The 19,309-nt window shown below is 48.1% G+C and carries 18 protein-coding genes and 1 pseudogene; 16 read left to right on the top strand and 3 right to left on the bottom strand.

Annotated elements, in window-relative coordinates; translation table 11 throughout:
- The first annotated feature begins 254 nt into the window (after nucleotides 1-254).
- From H8S18_RS13505 to H8S18_RS13435, 15 genes and pseudogenes are all read left to right on the top strand, one after another.
- Nucleotides 255-1,328: a uroporphyrinogen decarboxylase family protein gene (locus H8S18_RS13505; protein ID WP_186858795.1), complete on the top strand. Its 1,074-nt coding sequence runs from the start codon at nucleotides 255-257 to the stop codon at nucleotides 1,326-1,328.
- Between the two features lie 262 nt (nucleotides 1,329-1,590).
- Nucleotides 1,591-1,881 (top strand): annotated as a pseudogene (locus H8S18_RS14875) (acetylxylan esterase); the annotation flags it as partial.
- A 68-nt stretch (nucleotides 1,882-1,949) separates the two neighbouring features.
- Nucleotides 1,950-2,246 carry an acetylxylan esterase gene (locus H8S18_RS14870; protein WP_186858794.1) on the top strand — a complete coding sequence of 99 codons (297 nt, stop codon included), beginning with the start codon at nucleotides 1,950-1,952 and terminating at the stop codon, nucleotides 2,244-2,246.
- Nucleotides 2,247-2,520: 274 nt separating this feature from the next.
- Nucleotides 2,521-3,888 carry an ABC transporter substrate-binding protein gene (locus H8S18_RS13490; RefSeq protein ID WP_186858793.1) on the top strand — a complete coding sequence of 456 codons (1,368 nt, stop codon included), beginning with the start codon at nucleotides 2,521-2,523 and terminating at the stop codon, nucleotides 3,886-3,888.
- 69 nt (nucleotides 3,889-3,957) lie between these two features.
- Nucleotides 3,958-4,827: a carbohydrate ABC transporter permease gene (locus H8S18_RS13485; RefSeq protein ID WP_186858792.1), complete on the top strand. Its 870-nt coding sequence runs from the start codon at nucleotides 3,958-3,960 to the stop codon at nucleotides 4,825-4,827.
- 1 nt (nucleotide 4,828) lies between these two features.
- Entirely contained in the window at nucleotides 4,829-5,608 is a 780-nt protein-coding gene (locus tag H8S18_RS13480) for a carbohydrate ABC transporter permease (protein ID WP_186858791.1), read from the top strand.
- An 8-nt stretch (nucleotides 5,609-5,616) separates the two neighbouring features.
- Nucleotides 5,617-6,735 (top strand): uroporphyrinogen decarboxylase/cobalamine-independent methonine synthase family protein, encoded by a 1,119-nt coding sequence (locus tag H8S18_RS13475; protein ID WP_186858790.1) that lies wholly within the window; start codon nucleotides 5,617-5,619, stop codon nucleotides 6,733-6,735.
- Nucleotides 6,736-6,745: 10 nt separating this feature from the next.
- Nucleotides 6,746-8,902, top strand: coding sequence for a DUF6259 domain-containing protein (locus H8S18_RS13470; protein WP_186858789.1), 2,157 nt, complete (start codon nucleotides 6,746-6,748; stop codon nucleotides 8,900-8,902).
- Nucleotides 8,899-10,053 (top strand): uroporphyrinogen decarboxylase family protein, encoded by a 1,155-nt coding sequence (locus H8S18_RS13465; protein ID WP_186858788.1) that lies wholly within the window; start codon nucleotides 8,899-8,901, stop codon nucleotides 10,051-10,053. The genes H8S18_RS13470 and H8S18_RS13465 overlap by 4 nt, the downstream gene beginning before the upstream one ends.
- Before the next feature lie 10 nt (nucleotides 10,054-10,063).
- Complete coding sequence (locus H8S18_RS13460; RefSeq protein WP_186858787.1) at nucleotides 10,064-10,744, top strand: DUF624 domain-containing protein; 681 nt, start codon at nucleotides 10,064-10,066, stop codon at nucleotides 10,742-10,744.
- A 15-nt stretch (nucleotides 10,745-10,759) separates the two neighbouring features.
- On the top strand, nucleotides 10,760-11,872 hold the full coding sequence (locus H8S18_RS13455; RefSeq protein WP_186858786.1) for an ABC transporter ATP-binding protein: 1,113 nt from the start codon (nucleotides 10,760-10,762) through the stop codon (nucleotides 11,870-11,872).
- Between the two features lie 128 nt (nucleotides 11,873-12,000).
- On the top strand, nucleotides 12,001-12,513 hold the full coding sequence (locus tag H8S18_RS13450; RefSeq protein WP_186858785.1) for a DNA-deoxyinosine glycosylase: 513 nt from the start codon (nucleotides 12,001-12,003) through the stop codon (nucleotides 12,511-12,513).
- Nucleotides 12,514-12,647: 134 nt separating this feature from the next.
- Nucleotides 12,648-13,232 (top strand): flavodoxin family protein, encoded by a 585-nt coding sequence (locus H8S18_RS13445; RefSeq protein WP_186858784.1) that lies wholly within the window; start codon nucleotides 12,648-12,650, stop codon nucleotides 13,230-13,232.
- A gap of 13 nt (nucleotides 13,233-13,245) precedes the next feature.
- Nucleotides 13,246-13,986, top strand: coding sequence for a cation:proton antiporter regulatory subunit (locus H8S18_RS13440; RefSeq protein WP_186858783.1), 741 nt, complete (start codon nucleotides 13,246-13,248; stop codon nucleotides 13,984-13,986).
- 25 nt (nucleotides 13,987-14,011) lie between these two features.
- Nucleotides 14,012-14,731 carry a lysoplasmalogenase family protein gene (locus H8S18_RS13435; RefSeq protein ID WP_186858782.1) on the top strand — a complete coding sequence of 240 codons (720 nt, stop codon included), beginning with the start codon at nucleotides 14,012-14,014 and terminating at the stop codon, nucleotides 14,729-14,731.
- A gap of 66 nt (nucleotides 14,732-14,797) precedes the next feature.
- Here H8S18_RS13435 and H8S18_RS13430 read toward each other — a convergent pair whose 3' ends face one another.
- The gene (locus H8S18_RS13430; protein ID WP_186858781.1) at nucleotides 14,798-16,474 is read right to left on the bottom strand and encodes an outer membrane protein assembly factor BamB family protein; all 1,677 of its coding nucleotides are present in this window, start codon (nucleotides 16,472-16,474) and stop codon (nucleotides 14,798-14,800) included.
- Nucleotides 16,475-16,742: 268 nt separating this feature from the next.
- On the opposite strand from H8S18_RS13430, the gene H8S18_RS13425 reads away from it, so the two are divergent.
- Entirely contained in the window at nucleotides 16,743-16,940 is a 198-nt protein-coding gene (locus tag H8S18_RS13425; protein WP_186858780.1) for a hypothetical protein, read from the top strand.
- Between the two features lie 50 nt (nucleotides 16,941-16,990).
- Here the strand turns inward: H8S18_RS13425 and gltA are convergent, their stop codons facing one another.
- Together gltA and H8S18_RS13415 are read right to left on the bottom strand one after the other, a co-directional pair.
- Nucleotides 16,991-18,385 (bottom strand): NADPH-dependent glutamate synthase, encoded by a 1,395-nt coding sequence (gene gltA, locus H8S18_RS13420; RefSeq protein WP_186858779.1) that lies wholly within the window; start codon nucleotides 18,383-18,385, stop codon nucleotides 16,991-16,993.
- A 2-nt stretch (nucleotides 18,386-18,387) separates the two neighbouring features.
- Complete coding sequence (locus H8S18_RS13415) at nucleotides 18,388-19,239, bottom strand: sulfide/dihydroorotate dehydrogenase-like FAD/NAD-binding protein (RefSeq protein WP_186858778.1); 852 nt, start codon at nucleotides 19,237-19,239, stop codon at nucleotides 18,388-18,390.
- Nucleotides 19,240-19,309 lie beyond the last annotated feature (70 nt).

Genomic DNA, 19,309 nt, shown 5'->3' with positions numbered 1-19,309 from the left:
TTGAAAATCCATTTACATTTCATTTATTTACCGGAAAAATATATCTTGATCTTTATTGTATCATTATATCACGAAAAAAACAGGCAATCTGAAAATAGGTCAAAAGTTTACAAATGTAGTAAATTTTTGACTTGTTCTTTGGGGGGAGCAAGCGGGAAGTAAAAAACATGCAAGAAAAGAGTCGAATCCCTCTATAGGAAAGGAGGAGTGTATCTTTTATGATAGGGTTATCAAACGGCTAGGAGGAAAATGATATGGAAAAAATGAGTAAACGGGAGCGCGTGGAAGCCACGATGGCCTTTCAGGAGACGGACCGGACCCCGGTCTACGACTTGTTTTTGCATGATGGCTGCATCAAATATTTTACCGGAAAATATGCGCCTGTAGGGGAAGCGGGAATACGCCTCAAATGCCAGACAATCCATTCCATGCTGGATATGACCCGGAGTGCGGATGCTGGGCCGCGTACCCCGGGCCGCCGGGAGGATGAAGATGGATTTGTTGAACTTTATGAAAGATGGATCGAGCTTGGAATAGAGAAACGGCCGTTTGACTGCGTTATGGAAGCGGAGCAGTGGCTGGAACAAAAGATTGAACGTATGGAACAGACTTACAAAAACGAGGATATTTCCGCTGAATGCGAGGCATTCCTTACGCGGTTCCGGCAGATACAAAGATACATCGGAGATGATACGGTCGTGCTCCTGCGCCAAAGCGGCACAGGGCTTGACGAATTACGTTACAGGTTGGGTCTGGAACTGTTCTCCTACCTGTCTGCAGACCGCCCAGAATTAATTGCAGCATATCTGGATTTGCATACACGAATGGAGATACGGATGATCCACGCTGTTGCGGACGCGTCTCTCTCACCCTGTGCGCTCACCTATGGAGATATTGCTATGAAAGGAACTCTGCTGCATTCCCCCGAATGGCTGCGGAAAGAATTTTTTCCCAGACTAAAGCTTTTGAACGCGGCCTACCACGAGCATGGGATCAAATGCCTCTTTCATTCCGACGGATATTTGATGCCTGTCATGAACGATTTGCTGGAAACGGGAATAGACGGTCTTAATCCTATTGAGACGGCGGCAGGCATGGCGGTACGGGAACTGCGGCGACAATATGGCAGCCGTTTATTTTTGGCGGGCGGAATTGATATGAGCCAGCTTTTATCCGGCGGGGAGCCGGAGGAGGTAAAGAGGATCTGCAAAGAAACGATTGCGGAAGCGGGAGCGGGTTACTTTATCGGTTCGACGACAGAGCTGGAAAATACGGCGAAACTTGAAAATGTTCTCGCCATGCTACGTGAAGCGGGTATGGAGGTATAATTTATGAAACGGGATATTCAGGCGCTGTTGCGTTATGCCGGGGTCAGCCCAAAACATGGGGATTTTGAACGCGATTAGAAGAAAAGACTTCGTGAAATGCGGGAAATTGATTCCCGATTGATTATGAAAAAGAATGCTTTCTTTGTTCCTTATAACTGATGTTTTTATTTTACGGGAACCAGAGGGGCGCGTGTCTATGCAAAATATTTATGTCCGGACAGGAATTGTGGCAAACTTTTAGTGGTACTTTTTCCACGGCTATACGGAAAGTGCACGAGACTATAGCGCCATACTTCCTTATACTGCGGCGAGTTACAGCGTGGCTGCAACCGAATGCCAGAGATCGGAAGATATTGGTGGCGTCCGGGGATATACTTACCACGGGCATTTTATTCGCGGCCTTACTGAAACGGCTCCCAAGAAATGGTTTTATCGTTCAGTTTTTCTGGATGCAGTGCAGCTTATGTATCTTATCGCACAAATGGAAGAAAATGACCTTAGCCATATGGGTGTAGACGAATATTCCCAAGCCGGCACGCTATCGCTTGTGTGAGCGGCTCTTGTTCCGCAAATTAAATTGGCTGCTGCGGTATTTCCGTTTTTAGCAGATTATAAAAACGTATGGAAACTACTCGGGAAGGCGGAGGCCTATGCGCGGAACTCAATGATTTTTTTCGAAGGTTCGATCCGATGCGCAAAAGGAAGAAGAAAATATTTTTACGCCTTGGATATATTGATACACAGAATTTTGCCGGAAACATTCGGGTGGAAGTGATGTTTGTGGCCTGCCTTGCGGACTGCAACTGTCCGTTGGAAACGCAATTCGCTGTATATGCCGTATATAATAAAATAGAATCGAAAAAGGAGATGATCGTCTATCCGGATTTTGGCCACGAACCTGTCATCCCATGGATATAACGAGAGAATCTTTCAGTTTTTAACCAGTCTGCAGCAAGCAGGATAGAGTCAAATGTCTACAAACATAGTGAATTTTTTACCATGAATGACAGGTTGGGACGGGGGCAGGTAAAAAATTCCAAAGAAACAGGTCTCTTTTCTCTATTCACGGACGGGTCGCGGGAGCTTATGATAAAAATACAGCAGGGGACAGGTCATAATCCTTGCTATTTTTAGACATTGCGTTTCATCATGCGTTTACATGAAACTATCAAACTATATTGGAGGTATCAAAATGAAGAAGAAAATACTGGTACTCTTGTGCGTTTTGCTGGCGGCGGCTTTTTGCTTTGCAGCCTGCACACCTACTACGGAAGCGCCTTCGGGAGATGCGGCCGCAGCGGAAAGCAGCGGAAGCAACGCGGCGGCAACGGACGAGTCTTCTGGAGAAACTTCCAGCTCCGGCGGGCAAACAGTACTGACCTTTCAATCCTGGACCCCGACAGAGGCGGACATGGAAAATATGATCGCCCGGTTTAACGAGACATATCCGGATATCAAAGTAGAAGTCAAAATGGTACCCTTTGCGGATCATTATACGCTAATGAAATCGGATATTGCGGCAGGCGAGGCGGCGGATATCGTCGGACTTCAGCCAGGTGCGAGCATTAACCAGTATACGCAGTTTTTTACCCCTGTCGCCCCGTTTGCAGAAGAGGAATACGGGGAGGGATGGAAGGAGATGTTTACCCCCCGTGCAATTGAGCTCGCAACCAATATGGATGGCGATGTAATGGGCATGCCCATGCAGTATAGCCTTGGCGGGACTGTTTGGTACAACAAGGATATGTTTGAAGAAATGGGAATCGAAGTCCCCACGACCTATGACGAGCTTAAAGCGGCTTGCGACACGATTCGCGCAAATGGCAAGATGCCCATGATGCAAGGAGCCCGCGACGCATGGACGAATATCGATTTTTACCATACGATCGTCAATGACCTTGCGCCGGGTAAAATGATGGCTGTTTCAAAAGGCGAAGGAAAATGGACGGATCCGGAAATGGTGGAAGCGTTCGAATGGTGGAAGAAGTATTTTGATGACGGCATCTTCCAAGACGGCGCGCTTGGGATGCCCGCCTATAACGACGCCTACACCCTGTTCCTCGATCAGGAAGGGGCCATGATTCCTTTTGGAAGCTGGCAGTATAATATTTGGAATATCGCAAAGGATCAGGCGGAAGCAGGGAACTGGGGCGTCATGCGTATGCCCGACATGAACGGCGACGGCCAGCCTGCGGCGTTGTGGGATACGGTAGGACAAGTGCTGTGCATCTCCAAGGATTGTGAAAATAAGGAAGCGGCGTGGAAATTCATCAAGTTCTTCGCAGATGATTACGCACAGGAATATCTTGATACCACGCTTATGGATCTGCCTGTGAAACAAGGTGTGACGGCGCTTGGAGGCGATTGGCCGGAAAACTGTCAGGAAATTATCGGGCAATATCTGGGCTGGGCAAACGAAGCGGTGGACGAGCGGGAAATGGCCTATCCGGAACTTACGGAAGGGCTTGGGAATGTACTGGCGGCCATTGCGGAAGGTACGATGACACCAGAAGAGGCTGCGCAGGAAATGCAGGAAATCAGCGATTCGATTAGTCGCTGAACAGGAAGAAACGGCGCGGGCAGGGCGGCGTGAGCGGCCCTGCCTTCCGCCTAAACAGGAGGGATTGCGTTGCTGGGAAGAAAAAGAATATCCAATTATTTCTATATTGTGCCGATCATCGCACTCGTTGTGTTGTTCATCTATTACCCGATTGCTTATAATATCGAAGCGAGCCTCTATTCATGGGATGGGATCAGTGCAGAGCGTGAATTTCTCGGTGCGCAGAACTACGTGGATATGATGTCTGACAAAGTGTTTTTGAAAGCACTTGCCAATACGGCAATATTCACGATTGTAACAGTCGGCGTAGGTCTCGTGGCGGGGATGTTGCTTGCGGTGGCGACACTTGGCAATACGCCCATACAGCGGCTGTGCAAGACGCTGATGTTCCTACCGGTGGTGCTCGCGCCAATCATTGTAGCCAATATCTTTACATGGATGTATGAGATGAATACTGGCCTCGTCAACGAGGCCCTGCGGGCAATTGGCCTTGGAGACCTTGCACGGGCATGGCTGGGGGACAGCAAGACAGCGCTAGGAGCTATCATGGTAGCACAGATCTGGCAAAGCGTCGGATGGTACCTGATTATGTTCAATGCCGCGCTCACGACCATTCCGACAGATGTCCTTGAGGCGGCACGCGTAGATGGCGCCAACAAGATTCAGACCTTTGGCCGGGTAATTGTGCCAATGGTCAAAAATACGACGTTCAGCCTGATCATTTTGGGGATCATTGGTTCGTTTAAATATTTTGAGTTGGTATGGGCGACCACCAAGGGAGGGCCAAACCATGCCACGGAATTATTTTCCACCTATATTTTCACGAATGCGTTTGATTTCATGAAACAGGGGTATGCATCGGCAATTTCGGTATTTGTAATAGTGCTTGCGCTGATTATTACGGCGGTCCAACTGAGGATTAATCTGAAGGAGAGATAAAATGAACAAAGCGGGAAAAATCAGCAAAAATATTATACTTATGGTAATCGGACTCCTGTGGTTTGTTCCGTTGCTGTTCATGTTCGAGAAATCATTTGAGGATGGCGGTTTTGCAAATTACGCGACAATCCTCCAGCAGGAAAACCTGCCGAGGAATTTTCTCAACAGCGTGGTCGTCACGGGTGGTACGATTGCCGTGGTGCTCGTGGTCACGCTGCTCGCAGGATTTGCATTTTCCAAACTTAAATTTCGCGGAAAAAATATATTGTACCTCATTGTATTGGTTGGCCTGATGATACCTGCCCCGGCGCTGATTGTTCCGCTTTCACAGCTCATAAAAACAATGGGCCTCATCAATAATCCGCTTTCACTGATCGGAATTTATGCGGCGCTCCAAGTTCCGTTCAGCCTGCTCATTATGAAAAATTATTTCGATGAGCTTCCTACGGAACTTATCGAATCAGGAATTGTGGATGGTTGTTCCGTGTTCAAGGCATTCCGGAAAATATTGCTTCCGCTGTGCGCACCCGTTGTTTCGGCGGTAACGGTATTTACCTTTCTCGCGGCGTGGAATGAGTTCCTCTTGGCATTTATGTTCTTGAAAAAGCCAATTTACCAAACGCTGACGGTCATACCATATAGTTTTACAATGCTTTTCATGAGCGATCTTCCAAGGATGTTTGCAGCGCTTACGATCATTGCGTTGCCTATCATTATCCTCTATATCTGCTTGCAAAAACAATTTGAACAGGGTCTTACGGCAGGATCCGTGAAAGGATAAGACGATATATGAAACCAATCATAGCTGACAAGCTGGCGCGGATTGATGAGCTTTTTCCCCCGGAACGGGTAGAAGCGTCAAAAGCACGGATCAGCGATATATGGAATGGGAAAAAACCAAAGGACCGTTATCCTTATGTATACTACCCCATCAGTTTTAATTATTATGATGACGCGCATACGGCGGAACAGCGTTTACTTGTAACGCTCGATGAATTGATTTTGCGCGGACAGTTCGAAGACGACTTTATTCCTGCCGTATTTCCGGGCTGCAAGCAATCCACCATACCCAGCATGTTTGGTGCGGAAGAATTGATTTGCGGTGAAGATTACTGTAGCGAAAAAATTATATTTAAACCGCAGGACGTATATCGGATGGGGGAGCCGCGGATTGAAGATGGATCGGTGGCCGACTATTGGATCCGTATGCAGGAATACCTCTACGAGGAAACAGAAGGGCGGCTTGGAATACATATTACCGATATGCAGGGGCCAGCCGACGTGTGCGGCCAGCTATGGGGCTATGACAATCTTTTTGTCAGTGCCTATACCAACCCTGAAGAGTATGGAGTAATTATGACGAAAGCGACGGACGCTTTCCTGATTCTGTGGAACCGCCAAAAAGAAACACTCGGGGAAAGCTTTATCGGGACCCATTTGTTTGGGTGGAGCTGGGCGCCTGAAGGAAACGGCGCGGCTGTTTCAGCAGATAGTATTGTTATGGTTTCCCCGGAATTTTTTGATGAATTTTATGCACCGTATTTAAACCGTATCAGCAAAGAAACGGGAGGTATTGTGCTGCATTCCTGCGGAGATTTTGGGCATCTTTTACCCAATCTCTATCAACTCGAACGGATAAAAGGTATCAACGCAGGACAGATGACGGTGGAAGAGCTTCTTGCCGCAGGGCTTGACAGCAGATTGGTGGTCATCGCGCAATCGAAAGTGGAACAAGCGGAAACGATGTTTCGCCTGGCACGGGATAACGGCCTGCGTATGGACCTAACGATTGTAGGCGCGTGGCCCGGAGACCCTTATAATCCGAATTCCTTGGAAGAATGGACACAGAAGGACTGGGAACGTGCGAGACGAATCAATGATATCATGCAAAAAATATCGGAAGTATGAGAGCGAAAAGATGATTATATTCAAAATAAACGAAGGAACTGCTGCTTTTGATCAGAAAACCGGCCAGATTGTTTCCTATATAAAAAACAACAAGGAATTACTGAAAAATATGCCGGAGGATCCGGTGTTCCGCATCGAATTTTTAGACGGGGAACGGTTTATTTATCTGGATTCAACACAGGCGAACGAGATACGTTACGCTATGCAGGATGGCAGCCATTGCTGGACGTATTGCTTTGCCGAAGGCCTCAGGCTGTTATCGTATATTGGTATGGAGGATGGTGCGCTGCGCTTTCGGTTGGCTCTGGAAAACGGCCCGCAACATAAAATATGCCAGATACAATACCCGTGGATCGTTGTGCCATATGGCGAAGGCGGACATGTTTTGCAGCCATACAATATTGGATATCTCTTTGACAATCCACAGCCGCAGGATTTTAAGCCCGACAGTCCGCGTACATGGCAATTTGAGGAACGCAACGGGGCATTTCACCATTACACGGGGCGAACCTTCGCACAGTTTATGGCGTATTATGACAGGAATGGAAACGGTCTTGCCGTGATGGCGCAAGACAGTAAAGGATATGTCAAACAAATTATGCCCGTCGCCGCAGCAAAGGGAGTCCGGCTCGGATTTTCACATGTGGGAGACTGGAGTGGAAACCGCAGGCTGGAATATGATATTTGCTTGCGGGATTTTCAAGGGGACTGGTATGATGGAGCACAGGTTTATCGTTCTTGGTCGGATAAACAGCCATGGGCGAGGCCGCTTTACGGGCGTAAAGACCTTCCGCGCTGGATGGCGGACTCGCCAACCTTCCTGATGATCCGCCTGCAGGGAGCGCTTGACGCCGGTCCCGCAACCGTCAATCAGGGATTTCTTCCCTATGAACGGCTAAACCGGAAAATAATGCAGTTCAATGAGCAGGTGCCCGGGCCGGTGCTCCCTGTTCTAATGGCTTGGGAAAAGGGAGGCCCATGGGTCTATCCGGATTGTTTTCCTCCGGTGGGCGGCGCGGAAGAAATGGAATTATTCGCACGGGAACAAAAGAGCAAGGGCAATCATGCGGGCACATATTCCAACGGAACGCGCTGGGTGGTGGCGCACGCTTGGAATGGATATGACGGTACAAAGTATTTTGAAGAACAGCGCGGAGAAGAAACTGTATGTATGACAAAGGATGGCACGCCATGGAAACAGGACTGGGATCAGGACTGGAGACCGAGCTATACAAGCTGCATGCATGTAGAGCGTACCCGGAAGATAGCGGCAGACTACATCAAAACTATGATTAGAAACGGAATTGACTGGATTCAGTTTCTCGACCAGAATAACGGGTGCAGCGTGTTTCCATGCTTTTCAGAAAAACATGGGCATGAAAATATGCCCGGACGATGGATGACACGAAGCTTGGAGAAACTTTTCAGAAAAATGGCGGATCTGAAAGAGCAAGCATACAAAGAAGAGAAGCGGGAAATTGTTTATTCCGTAGAAGGACCATCCTGCGAATATTTCATCCCTTGCCTTGATGTCTGCGATTCGCGCGTCAACCCACGGGGCAATCCGAATACGGAAAAAAACCAGGTACCGCTCTATCAATTTTTATATCATGATTATATATTGCTAAACGGCGGGTTTGGCTATGGTCCGGAACCATATCACTTGGAAATCAAGAATGCGTTAAATCTCGTAACAGGTCAAATTCCCGGAGCTGTATTGATGGATGATGGAAATCTGCAAAACCGGGATACGGATAACTGGGCCCCATGGGACGCGCAGCCGGGTTCACAGGCTGCGGCAGTCGGTATGCTCAATACTGTTAACACCATGCGGCGAAATGTCGCAGAGGCATGGCTTGTATATGGAAAAATGCAGCGTCCTGCTGAACTTCTGGAAACAGAAACGGTGCAGTGGCAATACGGAAAACGGTGCAATGAACTTCCAGCAGTTTTTCATAGCGCGTGGAGTGCACCCGATGGACGGACGGCAGTCGTGCTGGCTAACTGGACGGGGGAAGAACGACAGATAAAGATAAAAGACGCGCGAATTGATGGAGGAACAGCTATCACCGTATGTGGGCAGGATATATGGCAATGCGCAGGGCAAGAGCGGATTTGCATTCCCGCACTGGGTGCGGTGCTTATCGAACAGAGGAAACCGAAATGACAAGCCGGGAAAAGTTTCTTGCAACAATTGCCTTCAAGCCGGGCGCAACGCCACCCAACTGGGAATTCGCTTACTGGAAGGATACGATTGAGCGTTGGTATACGGAAGGGCTTCCCAGAAAACACGGCACTTTTTCATCGGAAAACGCGCAGTGGATTTCGGGAAGCGCATGCCCGGGAAGCGATGGCTTTACGGAAGAAAAGTATTATGGACGGGACGTGGAAGCATTTTTTGAGTTCGATGAACGCGTCCACATGGTCGGCGTAGATTGCATTAGCATGATTCCGCCATTCGAAGAAAAAATTTTATCGGAAACGAAAGAAAATATCGAGAAAATTTGTCCGGATGGTAAACGCGTTAAAATTAAGAAAGATGGCGGGAGCATGCCCTGCTTCCTCGATTATCCGGTACACGGAAGAAAGGAATTTGATGATATCAGAAGGCGCTTTTGCGCTCACAGCGCCGGGCGTTACGCGCACGGGTGGGACGCGGCATACAGGAATCGGACCTATCCGCTGCAAATGGGGGGCGGAAATATCGCCGGCTTTTATTCCGTGATTCGTGAGATGGTGGGACTGGAAAAATCCCTTTACCTATTTTATGACGATCCGGATTTTGCAACGGAGATTCTGGATTTTTTTCTCACCTATTACACGGAAATTTATACGGAGATACTTGGCAAAACAGATGTGGATTACCTTCTTATCTGGGAGGATCTTGCCTACAAAAATGGACCGCTGATTTCTCCGGATATTTTTAGGAAGTTTATCCTTCCGTATTACAAGGAACTTACAGGGCGCATGAAGAAGCTCGGCGTGGAAAATTTTTTTGTGGATACGGACGGGAACTTCGAAGCGTTGATCGATTTGTTTCTTGAAGGCGGCATAACAGGCTTTTATCCGTTTGAGGCCGCTGCAAATATGAATGTGGAAATCATCAGAAAGCGCTATCCAAAGCTGGTTCTGATGGGCGGAATTGATAAACGTGCGCTTGCAGACGGCAAGGCCGCAATCCATCAGGAGATGAATAAGGTGGAGCGTGTACTGGGGACTGGCGGATATATCCCTTATACGGACCATATGGTGCCGCCGGACGTAAGCTTTAAAAACTATTGCTATTTTAGGAAATGTTTAAAAGAAATGATTCAATGAGGAAAGAAAAATGTCGGTTTATGGAAAGTTATATTATGGAAGCAATGTGAATGGAGAATGGGAAGTTAAGCCGCCCGCGAACCGGTTTGCGCTTTTTTTCCATATTGTTGGCACAGAGTGGCGTAGCCTCGTGAAGCTGAATTTACTGTTCCTGTTATGCTGCCTGCCGGTAGTAACTATTGGCGCTGCATCGAGCGCAATGAGCTATATTCTTAAAAAAATTGATGAAAGGGAATATATATTTCTGGTCTCCGATTTTTTCCATTCCTTCCGTGAAAATTTCAAGGCTTCCTCGCTTTATTATTTGTTTTACGGCGGGAGCCTCCTGACGATTATACTAACGGTAAAATACCTCGATTCCTTTCTTGCGGAAATGCCTGTTACGGCTGTACCAATGTGTATCCTGATGATTGCTGGTGTGCTCGTTGTATTTGCAGGATTTTACGGTTTTTGTATGATCGGAACAATGGAACTTAAATGGAAGGATATGTTCAGGAACAGCCTCCTGCTTGCAATTGTTGGCCTGAAAGCCAATGCGCTGATTCTATTGTTCCTGATTCCGATCGGACTGCTATGTTATTGTGTGTTCCCGTATTCGGCGTTATTTTTGATTCCACTGGGGGCATCTTTCCCGGGGTTGATCATCATACACAATGTTTTTCCTGTGATGAAAAGGACTATTATAAAATAAATGGGGGGTACTGAAATGTCAGGCGTTGTATTAAAGAATATTCAAAAAGTATATGCAGGTGATGTGGTCGCTGTAGATCATTTCAATATGGAAATCGGGGACGATGAGTTTGTAGTTTTGGTTGGTCCTTCGGGTTGCGGAAAATCCACTACGCTACGTATGATTGCGGGAATTGAAGAGATATCGGATGGAGAACTATATATTGACGGCAAACTCGTAAATGAAGTGCAGCCCAAGGACAGGGATATTGCGATGGTGTTCCAAAGTTATGCGCTTTATCCGCATATGAGCGTTGCAGACAATATGGCTTTTTCTCTGAAATTGAGGAAATTACCCAAGCAAGAGATAAAACAAAGGGTGGAGCAAGCGGCTCAGATTTTGGACATCAGTCATTTGCTTTCCAGAAAACCGAAAGCGCTCTCCGGCGGACAACGTCAAAGGGTTGCGCTCGGGCGGGCAATCGTGCGCAATCCAAAAGTGTTCCTACTGGACGAACCTCTCTCCAACCTTGATGCCAAATTGCGCGTGCAGATGCGCACGGAAATCATCAAGCTGTACCATAAGTTAAAGACAACGTTCATTTATGTTACGCACGACCAAACGGAAGCCATGACTATGGGAACGCGTATCGTTGTTATGAAGGATGGAATCATTCAACAAGTTGGCTCTCCGCAGGAGGTCTATAATGAACCGAATAATATTTTTGTGGCGACCTTCATTGGATCGCCGCAGATGAACCTTATTTCTTGCGTGTTACAGGAAGAAAATAACGTTTATTATGCGGTAACGGAAAAAGACCGAATCAAGCTTGGGCAGCGGTATCAGGATTGTACGGCACTTAGGGAATATCTCGGAAAAGAAATTGTTATGGGAATTCGGGCTGAAAATATTATGGCCAGTGGCCAAGATACTGAGGAACGCGAAGACAGCAGTGTGGAGGCGTTTTTAGAGGTGACGGAAATGCTCGGCGCCGAGACTTTTTTATACCTCAATTACGGTGGAGAGAAGCTGATTGCCAAGGTGCCGCCGGAATCGGCAAAACAATGTGGAGAGACTATACGTATTGCATTTGATACGGAAAAACTGTATTTCTTTGATCGGGAAACAGAATTAAGGATTGAGTGCTAAACGCGCTGCCGGTTTTCTCCCGGTATAGGCTCCGCACTGCGGAGTTTCGTTGTGAAGGGCGCCCCATTTGCAGGGGCGCTTTTCTATGCGTTGCAACGGCTGCAACTACCGTGATATAATAAAACAATATGGGAAATAAAAAAATAGAGAAGCTTTGCCATCCCCTTGAACCGGTTTGGAATCAATGCTCCAAAATATTGATCTTGGGAACATTTCCCTCGGTGAAATCACGGGAAACAGCGTTTTATTATGGAAACCCGCGCAACCGCTTCTGGCAGGTGCTGGCTGCCCTGCTTGATGCACCGTGCCCGCAGGGCGTTCCGCAGAAAAAAGAATTCCTGCTGGAAAATGGAATTGCGGTGTTTGACGTATTGAAGTCGTGTGAAATCCGTGGAAGCGCGGATGCGTCGATTCGTCGGCCTCAAGCCAATGATTTCTCAGGGATTTTACAGGCGGCAAATATCCGGGCGGTGTTTACAAACGGGAAAAAAGCGTATGAATATTATACGAAGTACTGCCTGGCGGATACGGGGATGGAAAGTATATGCCTTCCATCCACAAGCCCGGCAAATGCGGCGATGACACTTGAAAAGCTTATTGCTGCATGGGCGGTTATATTGCCATGGCTCAACAGAGAATAAAGTGAAAATCTATACGCCGGCTTCGCTGCAAAAGGAAAAACCGGGCATTTTTTAGCCGGGGCGGCGGCTTGCGGTTGCGCAGGGATTGAGCAGCCGGTTTAAATACGATAATGAATGACTTGAGGTGAAAAAGTATGGGAAAAAAAGCGGCGGTTATATTTCACAGTGCATGCGGAAATACAATGCTGATGGCGAAAGAGTATGTGCGTGCGTTGGAAAAAGAAGGCTTCAAGGCAGATTTGTTTCGCGTGGAAGACCCGCTGTTCGACCAAACCGTGCAGGCTTTTCCGTTGGCACGGGAGATGGCTGAAGAAATCAAGGCCGTTCCAGTTGTTGAGCATAAGCGCCTGCCGGAATATGACGCTATTTTTTTGGGTTCGCCGACCTATTATGGGAACGTATCTGCGCAGGCTAAGGCATTTCTCGACAGTCTATGCGATTTTTGGCTCCCGGCTTCGCTGGCGGGTACCTATTTCGGAGCTTTTGCGACCGCCTCTACGTCTTGCGGCGGAGGCGACCTCTCTATGATAGCCATGCACATGAGCGCAATGCATATGGGAATGGTCTCCCTTTCTGTTCCCGCAACGGTAGCGCATGCGGGAATGCCGGCCTACGGAATTCTGCACTGTACGGGCGAACAATCCAATATCCGTCCGGGAAATGATATTTTCTGGGCGATCGACGAATATGTCGCATATTGCGGCAAGGTCATCGGGTAACAGGGGGAATATTATGACTCTTTCCATTTCCATTTCGCTATTTTTCGCGGTTGCGGTCCTCTATATCCTGATTATAGATGTATTTACTATTTTGTTCCGGATGTCGGGCATGACAGAGGAAAAAGCGAGATTCCAGGTGATTTCGCTGCTCACGAACAGCGGTTATACGACGAAAGAAAGCGAACTCGTGGTAGATAAGCTTGTACGCAGGCGTCTTGCCCGCACGATTATGCTGTTCGGCTATATTTTTTCCGTCACAATCGTCACGGCCTTTGTGAACGTCGTAATGAACCTGCCCAAAGCAATCCGGGAAGATTTTTGGACGCTTACCGTAATTCTGGCAATCATTTTTGTAGTTTTTATGATTGTCAAGCGGGTGCCTGGAGCCAAACAGAAATTTAATGATATCATCGAAAAAATGGGCAGGAAACTTATGTTTCGCGGGAATGTCAATATCGTAAGTGTGATCGATCAATACGCAAAAGGCGTGGTGGCCGGAATCAGTATCGCGGTAGTGCCTGAACGTATTCGTGGAAAAACGCTGGGGCAGCTCAACTTTGTGGCAGACTTCGGTGTGCGGATTATTCTCATCCAGCGGGCAGACAAGGTGCTCGACTATATCACCAAAGACACGGAAATTGAAACGGGAGATAAACTCGTAGTATTTGGCAAGTTAGAACAAATCATGGAACTTTTTACTGTAACAAAAGACGGGAAGCGCATTGAAAGCCCGAAGGAGGCTGAGATCAAGTAGGCTAAGGAAAAGGGGCGAGTGTGGTATGGTAGCAGTGGAATTGATTTTTGTTGCGGCAGTATATTTTGTTTTACTTGGTTTTTACGTGAGGGAAGACCTTTTTGGGAAGTTTAACCGAGCGACCAAATTAAAGATGACACTCAGCAGCATTTTTTGCCTCGTAGGAGCTTGGGGAGTACTTTCCTGGGGGGCGTCTATTTCTGTGGGAGCGGTGCTTATCCTGTGTGGCCTTGTATGTGCGCTGGCCGGCGACTACTTTCTCCGGTTTATTGAACTTGATGCAAGAAAATTCAATCGCGGCATTCTGTTTTTTGCAGGGACGCAGGCGCTTTTTCTCGCTTCTATGTTCGTCGTGCAAGGAATTGATCCTGTGGAACTGATCCTGACGCTTGTTCCGCTCGCGGTTGCACTCATTCTAATGAAGAAGCAAAACTGGCAGCTCGGAAAAGCGCAAGGACCGCTTACCGTTTATATGATCTTGCTGTCGCTTATGATGGTAAAGGCGGTTGTCACGGCACTTGTACCTACGGATGCAGCGCCGGATGACTGGACGTTGCCTGTTGGGCCGCAGTCCATTTCTTATGCGTTGATGGCCGCAGGCGCCATATTCTTTTGGATTTCAGATCTTTTGCTGGGGATTTGGAAATATCACAGCAGGAAAAACGCGATTACAGCCTGGAATTCCATCACGTATTTCACCGGAACCTTCCTGATTGCGCTCAGTCTGCAACCCATGTTTGCCTAATAACAGGGCGAATCAAAAAGGCGGGATGATTTTGCATCCCGCCTTTTGTTCGCATACCTTACCTTATTATTTGATGAGCACTCCGGTTCCGTTCAGGACAGCTACCGTATTGCAAACAATGGCTGGACAATCTGCGCCGTTTAAAGCATCCAGTGTGCCGAGGACTTCACCGGAATTTCCCGCAAGAAGCATTGCCCCGCCGCCTCCCGCCTCGAGCAGGTAACCTGTTCCGCTGGAAGTATATGCGGCAGCGGGTGAAAAAACAGATGGACGGCCTGTCTTTTGCTCCCATTTGATTTCACCGGTATCCGAGGTAAGCGCCAAAAGCACCGCATTGTCGCCATCCGCTTGTGCAGCCATACAGAAAATCATGCCGTCAAGATCGCCGCGGCCGGATACCGGAGTAGAGAGGAAACCGCCTTCCGCACCACAGGCAAGGTCCCGCTGCCAGATAATTTCTCCAGACAGGCCCTTGAGCTTATATACGGAAGCATTCCCGTTGGCAGACTTGCTGCCTGAATAAAGGTAAATACCGTCCGCGGCTTCTTCGATCAGTGGGGAAGAAACGATGCCCGCTCCCAGCTTCTGTACGTAAACGGGCTGCATCGTGTTTATGTCAATACATTGTATATAACCGCCGGTATCTGTAATAAATGCATAATTACGCCAGGCTGAAAGCCCTGTGATGCTAAAACTTGCAGGGGAGGCGCTATCCGCGCCGCCTGTTGCCGTATAACGGTATTTCACAGGCGTATCGGGATTGAGCGAGACGGTGCCCGCCGCCCGGTCAAAATCAGAATTCAGGTTCATCGTATAGAGAATTCCATTTCCGCCCGGCCAGATAAGCGTATCGGTATCTCCGGAAACCAAGGGAGAGCAGGAAAATCCTCTTTCCGAATCGAGCAGGGCAAAGGAATCTTTTTCTCCGCCATACTTGTAAAGAAGTTCTCCGGTAATCAAGCTGTAAATATTCATGCATGCATTTTCTGCGTTCCCGCCGATATAAAGAAGAGGATATCCCCGCGGGTCGAGGGAAAGGGCACCGCCCGGCGTGAATCCCAGAGAGATGGGGTCGCGCGTAGCGCTTCCATCGGCAAGATCAGTGAAGGAAAGCGTTCCGTCAGCGCCACAACTTAAAATTTCCACCAGGTCTTCCCTTGATGCCTTGTCTGGATATAAATTCATCATTTGCCGCATATCCGCATCCCAACTGACCGCGATGGGCTGCACCGCTGCGGAAGAAGGTCTTTCCTGCCGCCAAAGCGTTTCCAGATGGCCTCCGCCAGCTTCAAAGCCGCCGAAGCTCCTGCTGTCGCGGTAATCGTTGCCATCCGCGGTTGTAATTCCTCTAACATTTGCATAGGAATTTGGCGCAGGAAAAAAGATCTCTTTTAGACGTGTGAAAGTGGTAACAATGTTTCCGTCCTGTTCAATCTCGGAAGTGAGGCCAAAGGCGGCGGGTTGTGTTGCATCCACTGCCGCAGGAACAGCAGATGAGTCCGCCGTTTGCATAGGTGCGTCATATTCTGCCGCAGAATTTACGGCAGGAACGGATGACGAAGCATCGTCCCTTACGAATGGCCCGGCCTTTATCAAAAATAGGATGCCGAACACAATTGCGGAAATAATCGCTGCGAAAACTAAAATCAAGAGAATCAGCCGCCCGATGCGCAGCCGCCCCCTATGGCGCCGCGGACGATATCCCTTGGAGTAAGCATGGTGACGCTTAAAATGATGGGACATGATGCGCATAAACTCCTTTATATGAATTCTGTTGTTATTATACCCCAAATGCCCGGATGAATAAAGTGGCGTATTGGGAACCCGCCGAAAGATAAGAAGTATACAAAAAAGGAACAGCCGTTTTATACATGTTTCCTAAAAAATATTCACAAGTTTTTTTGTAAAAGCCATGAAAAATTTTCGTCAGGTTTTGAAGAAATACCCGTGGGTTTTCCGCAGGCGAAAAACCCGCATATTTCCGCAAAAAAATGAGGTTATCCACAGAAGGATGTGGATAACTTTTTGTGTAAAAAATGGCTTTGCAAAGGCGTTTTTTATAAAAGGAAGCGAAAATACAGAAATGAGTTATCCACAAATGCAAAAATCGCATGGCTGCGCCAAAATAAGCTTGTCAAGAGGAAAAATAAAAAAAGAGGGAAAAAGCGTGTTTTTTTCACATGGTAAGAATTTTTATGCATTAAAATGAATAAAAAAACTGCGGCGGGAAACCGCAGTTTTCATTTTAGGAACAAAAAATTATTTGCTTAAATATTCATCTATGCTATTCGCTGCTGTCTTTCCCGCACCCATTGCAAGGATTACCGTTGCTGCACCGGTTACTGCGTCACCCCCTGCATAAACACCGGGAATAGAAGTCTCGCCCGTTTTTTCGTTGACGATAATTCCGCCCCATGGCTGCGTCTTAAGGGCAGGCGTAGCATTTTTTATCATTGGGTTGGGGGATTGGCCGATTGCCACGATCACTGCGTCCACAGGGAGCACATATTCGCTGCCTTCAATGACCACCGGACGCCGCCGCCCGGAAGCATCCGGTTCACCCAGCTCCATGCGGACATCTTTCATGCCCGTGACATTACCGTGTTCGTCTCCGAGGATTTCAACAGGCGCTTCCAGAAGCCGGAAATCGATCCCCTCCTCTTTTGCGTGATGGACTTCTTCTAAACGGGCGGGCATCTCCGCCTCGCTTCTGCGGTATACGATATATACATGTCCTGCACCAAGACGTTTTGCACAGCGTGCCGCGTCCATCGCCACGTTTCCGCCGCCGATAACCGCTACGCTTTGATAGGGCTTGATGGGCGTATCGTAGGACGGATACTGGTAAGCATGCATCAGGTTGACGCGCGTTAAAAATTCGTTTGCGGAATAAACGTCGTTGAAATTCTCGCCGGGAATATTCATGAAAGAAGGGAGTCCCGCGCCGCTGCCGATAAAGATAGCTTCATAACCCATTTCCTTGAGTTCGTCCAGCGTCAGGATTTTGCCGATTACCATATCGAGATCGATTTTTACACCCATTTCCTTCAGGACGTTAATCTCGAGATCAACGATCTCTTTCGGAAGACGGAATTGAGGAATTCCATATTTCAAAACGCCCCCTGCCGTATGGAACGCTTCGAATACCGTTACGTCATATCCTTTTTTGGCAAGGTCGGAAGCACAGGTAAGACCCGATGGACCACTGCCGATCACGGCGACTTTTTTCCCTTTTTTCGGAGCGGTTTTCTTCGCGCCAAGCGCGCCTTGGCTCATCGCAAAATCCGCTGCAAAACGTTCTAAGCGGCCAATGCCAACGGGCTCTCCTTTTTTCCCGCGCACACAGTATTTTTCACACTGGCTTTCCTGCGGGCATACCCTGCCGCATACGGCGGGAAGCCCGTTGGTTTCCACGATTTTTTGGTAAGCGGCCATGAAATTGCCTTCCTTGATTTCGTGGATAAATTCAGGAATGTTGACTTGTACAGGGCAGCCCGACACGCACGGCTTGTTCTTGCATTCCAGGCATCGGTTGCTTTCCTCCTGCGCCATCTCGGGCGTGTACCCAAGGGCAACTTCTTCAAAGTTGGTTGCGCGGACCTGCGGATCAAGTTCGGGCATTTTTACTTTTTCAAGCGACATATTTCTTTCCATGGTTATTTGTCCTCCGCTTTATCTGCCATTTGAATCAGCCGGCAGTCCTCTTCGCGTTCTTTCATACCGTCATACATGGAAAGACGGCGCATTGCCGCGTCGAAGTCTACTTGGTGTCCGTCGAAATCCGGTCCGTCGATGCATGCGAATTTCGTTTCGCCGCCCACGGTAAGCCGACAGCCGCCGCACATCCCCGTACCGTCGATCATGACGGGGTTCATGCTGACGATTGTTTTGATGCCATATTCCTTTGTCAGTTTGGAAACGAATTTCATCATAGGAATAGGACCGATGGCCACCACAATGTCATACTTTACGCCGTCTTCGATTTGCTTTTTCAAAGCATCCGTCACAAAACCGTGCATGCCGAATGAGCCGTCGTCCGTAGTAATAATCAAGCGGTCGGAAGCGTCCGTCATTTCTTTCTCGAGGATAATAATGTCTTTCGTCTTAAACCCGGCAATCATGTCTACGGAGACACCCATCTGTTTCAGGTGTTTTGCCTGCGGAAGCGCAATTGCACAGCCGAGTCCGCCGCCGATGACAGCCGCCTTTTTGATGGACGGATCAAAGTGGGAGGCAACGCCGAGCGGTCCGACGACGTCGAGGACATTCCCGCCTTCGGGAAGCTCGCCTAATTGTTTGGTGGACCTTCCAACCTGTGCAAAGATAATGGTCACGGTTCCCGCCGCCCGGTCAAAATCCGCAATGGTGAGCGGAAAGCGTTCTCCCTTTTCATGCGTACGCAAGACAAGGAACTGGCCGCTTTGTGCTTTTTTGGCAATCAGCGGTGCGTCAATCACCATTTTGGTAATGCCGTTTGCCAGTGTTTCTTTCTTTAAAATTTTAAACATAATGATCTCCCCATTACATAAGATTCAAAATTCGTACTTAAATATTATAAACGAAAGGACCGGGGACTTA

The sequence above is a fragment of the Christensenella tenuis genome (genome assembly GCF_014287795.1).
GTDB lineage: Bacteria > Bacillota > Clostridia > Christensenellales > Christensenellaceae > Christensenella > Christensenella tenuis.
This window is presented reverse-complemented; position numbering and strand designations above follow the sequence as displayed.

What these genes read in the sequence shown, in the direction of transcription:
- H8S18_RS13455 (WP_186858786.1), top strand. Translation starts at nt 10,760, where the DNA reads ATGTCAGGCGTTGTATTAAAGAATATTCAAAAAGTATATGCAGGTGAT.
- H8S18_RS13490 (WP_186858793.1), top strand. Translation starts at nt 2,521, where the DNA reads ATGAAGAAGAAAATACTGGTACTCTTGTGCGTTTTGCTGGCGGCGGCT.
- H8S18_RS14870 (WP_186858794.1), top strand. Translation starts at nt 1,950, where the DNA reads ATGGAAACTACTCGGGAAGGCGGAGGCCTATGCGCGGAACTCAATGAT.
- H8S18_RS13435 (WP_186858782.1), top strand. Translation starts at nt 14,012, where the DNA reads ATGGTAGCAGTGGAATTGATTTTTGTTGCGGCAGTATATTTTGTTTTA.
- H8S18_RS13475 (WP_186858790.1), top strand. Translation starts at nt 5,617, where the DNA reads ATGAAACCAATCATAGCTGACAAGCTGGCGCGGATTGATGAGCTTTTT.
- H8S18_RS13445 (WP_186858784.1), top strand. Translation starts at nt 12,648, where the DNA reads ATGGGAAAAAAAGCGGCGGTTATATTTCACAGTGCATGCGGAAATACA.
- H8S18_RS13460 (WP_186858787.1), top strand. Translation starts at nt 10,064, where the DNA reads ATGTCGGTTTATGGAAAGTTATATTATGGAAGCAATGTGAATGGAGAA.
- H8S18_RS13415 (WP_186858778.1), bottom strand. Translation starts at nt 19,239, where the DNA reads ATGTTTAAAATTTTAAAGAAAGAAACACTGGCAAACGGCATTACCAAA.
- gltA (WP_186858779.1), bottom strand. Translation starts at nt 18,385, where the DNA reads ATGGAAAGAAATATGTCGCTTGAAAAAGTAAAAATGCCCGAACTTGAT.
- H8S18_RS13425 (WP_186858780.1), top strand. Translation starts at nt 16,743, where the DNA reads ATGTGGATAACTTTTTGTGTAAAAAATGGCTTTGCAAAGGCGTTTTTT.
- H8S18_RS13505 (WP_186858795.1), top strand. Translation starts at nt 255, where the DNA reads ATGGAAAAAATGAGTAAACGGGAGCGCGTGGAAGCCACGATGGCCTTT.
- H8S18_RS13465 (WP_186858788.1), top strand. Translation starts at nt 8,899, where the DNA reads ATGACAAGCCGGGAAAAGTTTCTTGCAACAATTGCCTTCAAGCCGGGC.
- H8S18_RS13440 (WP_186858783.1), top strand. Translation starts at nt 13,246, where the DNA reads ATGACTCTTTCCATTTCCATTTCGCTATTTTTCGCGGTTGCGGTCCTC.
- H8S18_RS13470 (WP_186858789.1), top strand. Translation starts at nt 6,746, where the DNA reads ATGATTATATTCAAAATAAACGAAGGAACTGCTGCTTTTGATCAGAAA.
- H8S18_RS13430 (WP_186858781.1), bottom strand. Translation starts at nt 16,474, where the DNA reads ATGTCCCATCATTTTAAGCGTCACCATGCTTACTCCAAGGGATATCGT.
- H8S18_RS13480 (WP_186858791.1), top strand. Translation starts at nt 4,829, where the DNA reads ATGAACAAAGCGGGAAAAATCAGCAAAAATATTATACTTATGGTAATC.
- H8S18_RS13450 (WP_186858785.1), top strand. Translation starts at nt 12,001, where the DNA reads ATGGGAAATAAAAAAATAGAGAAGCTTTGCCATCCCCTTGAACCGGTT.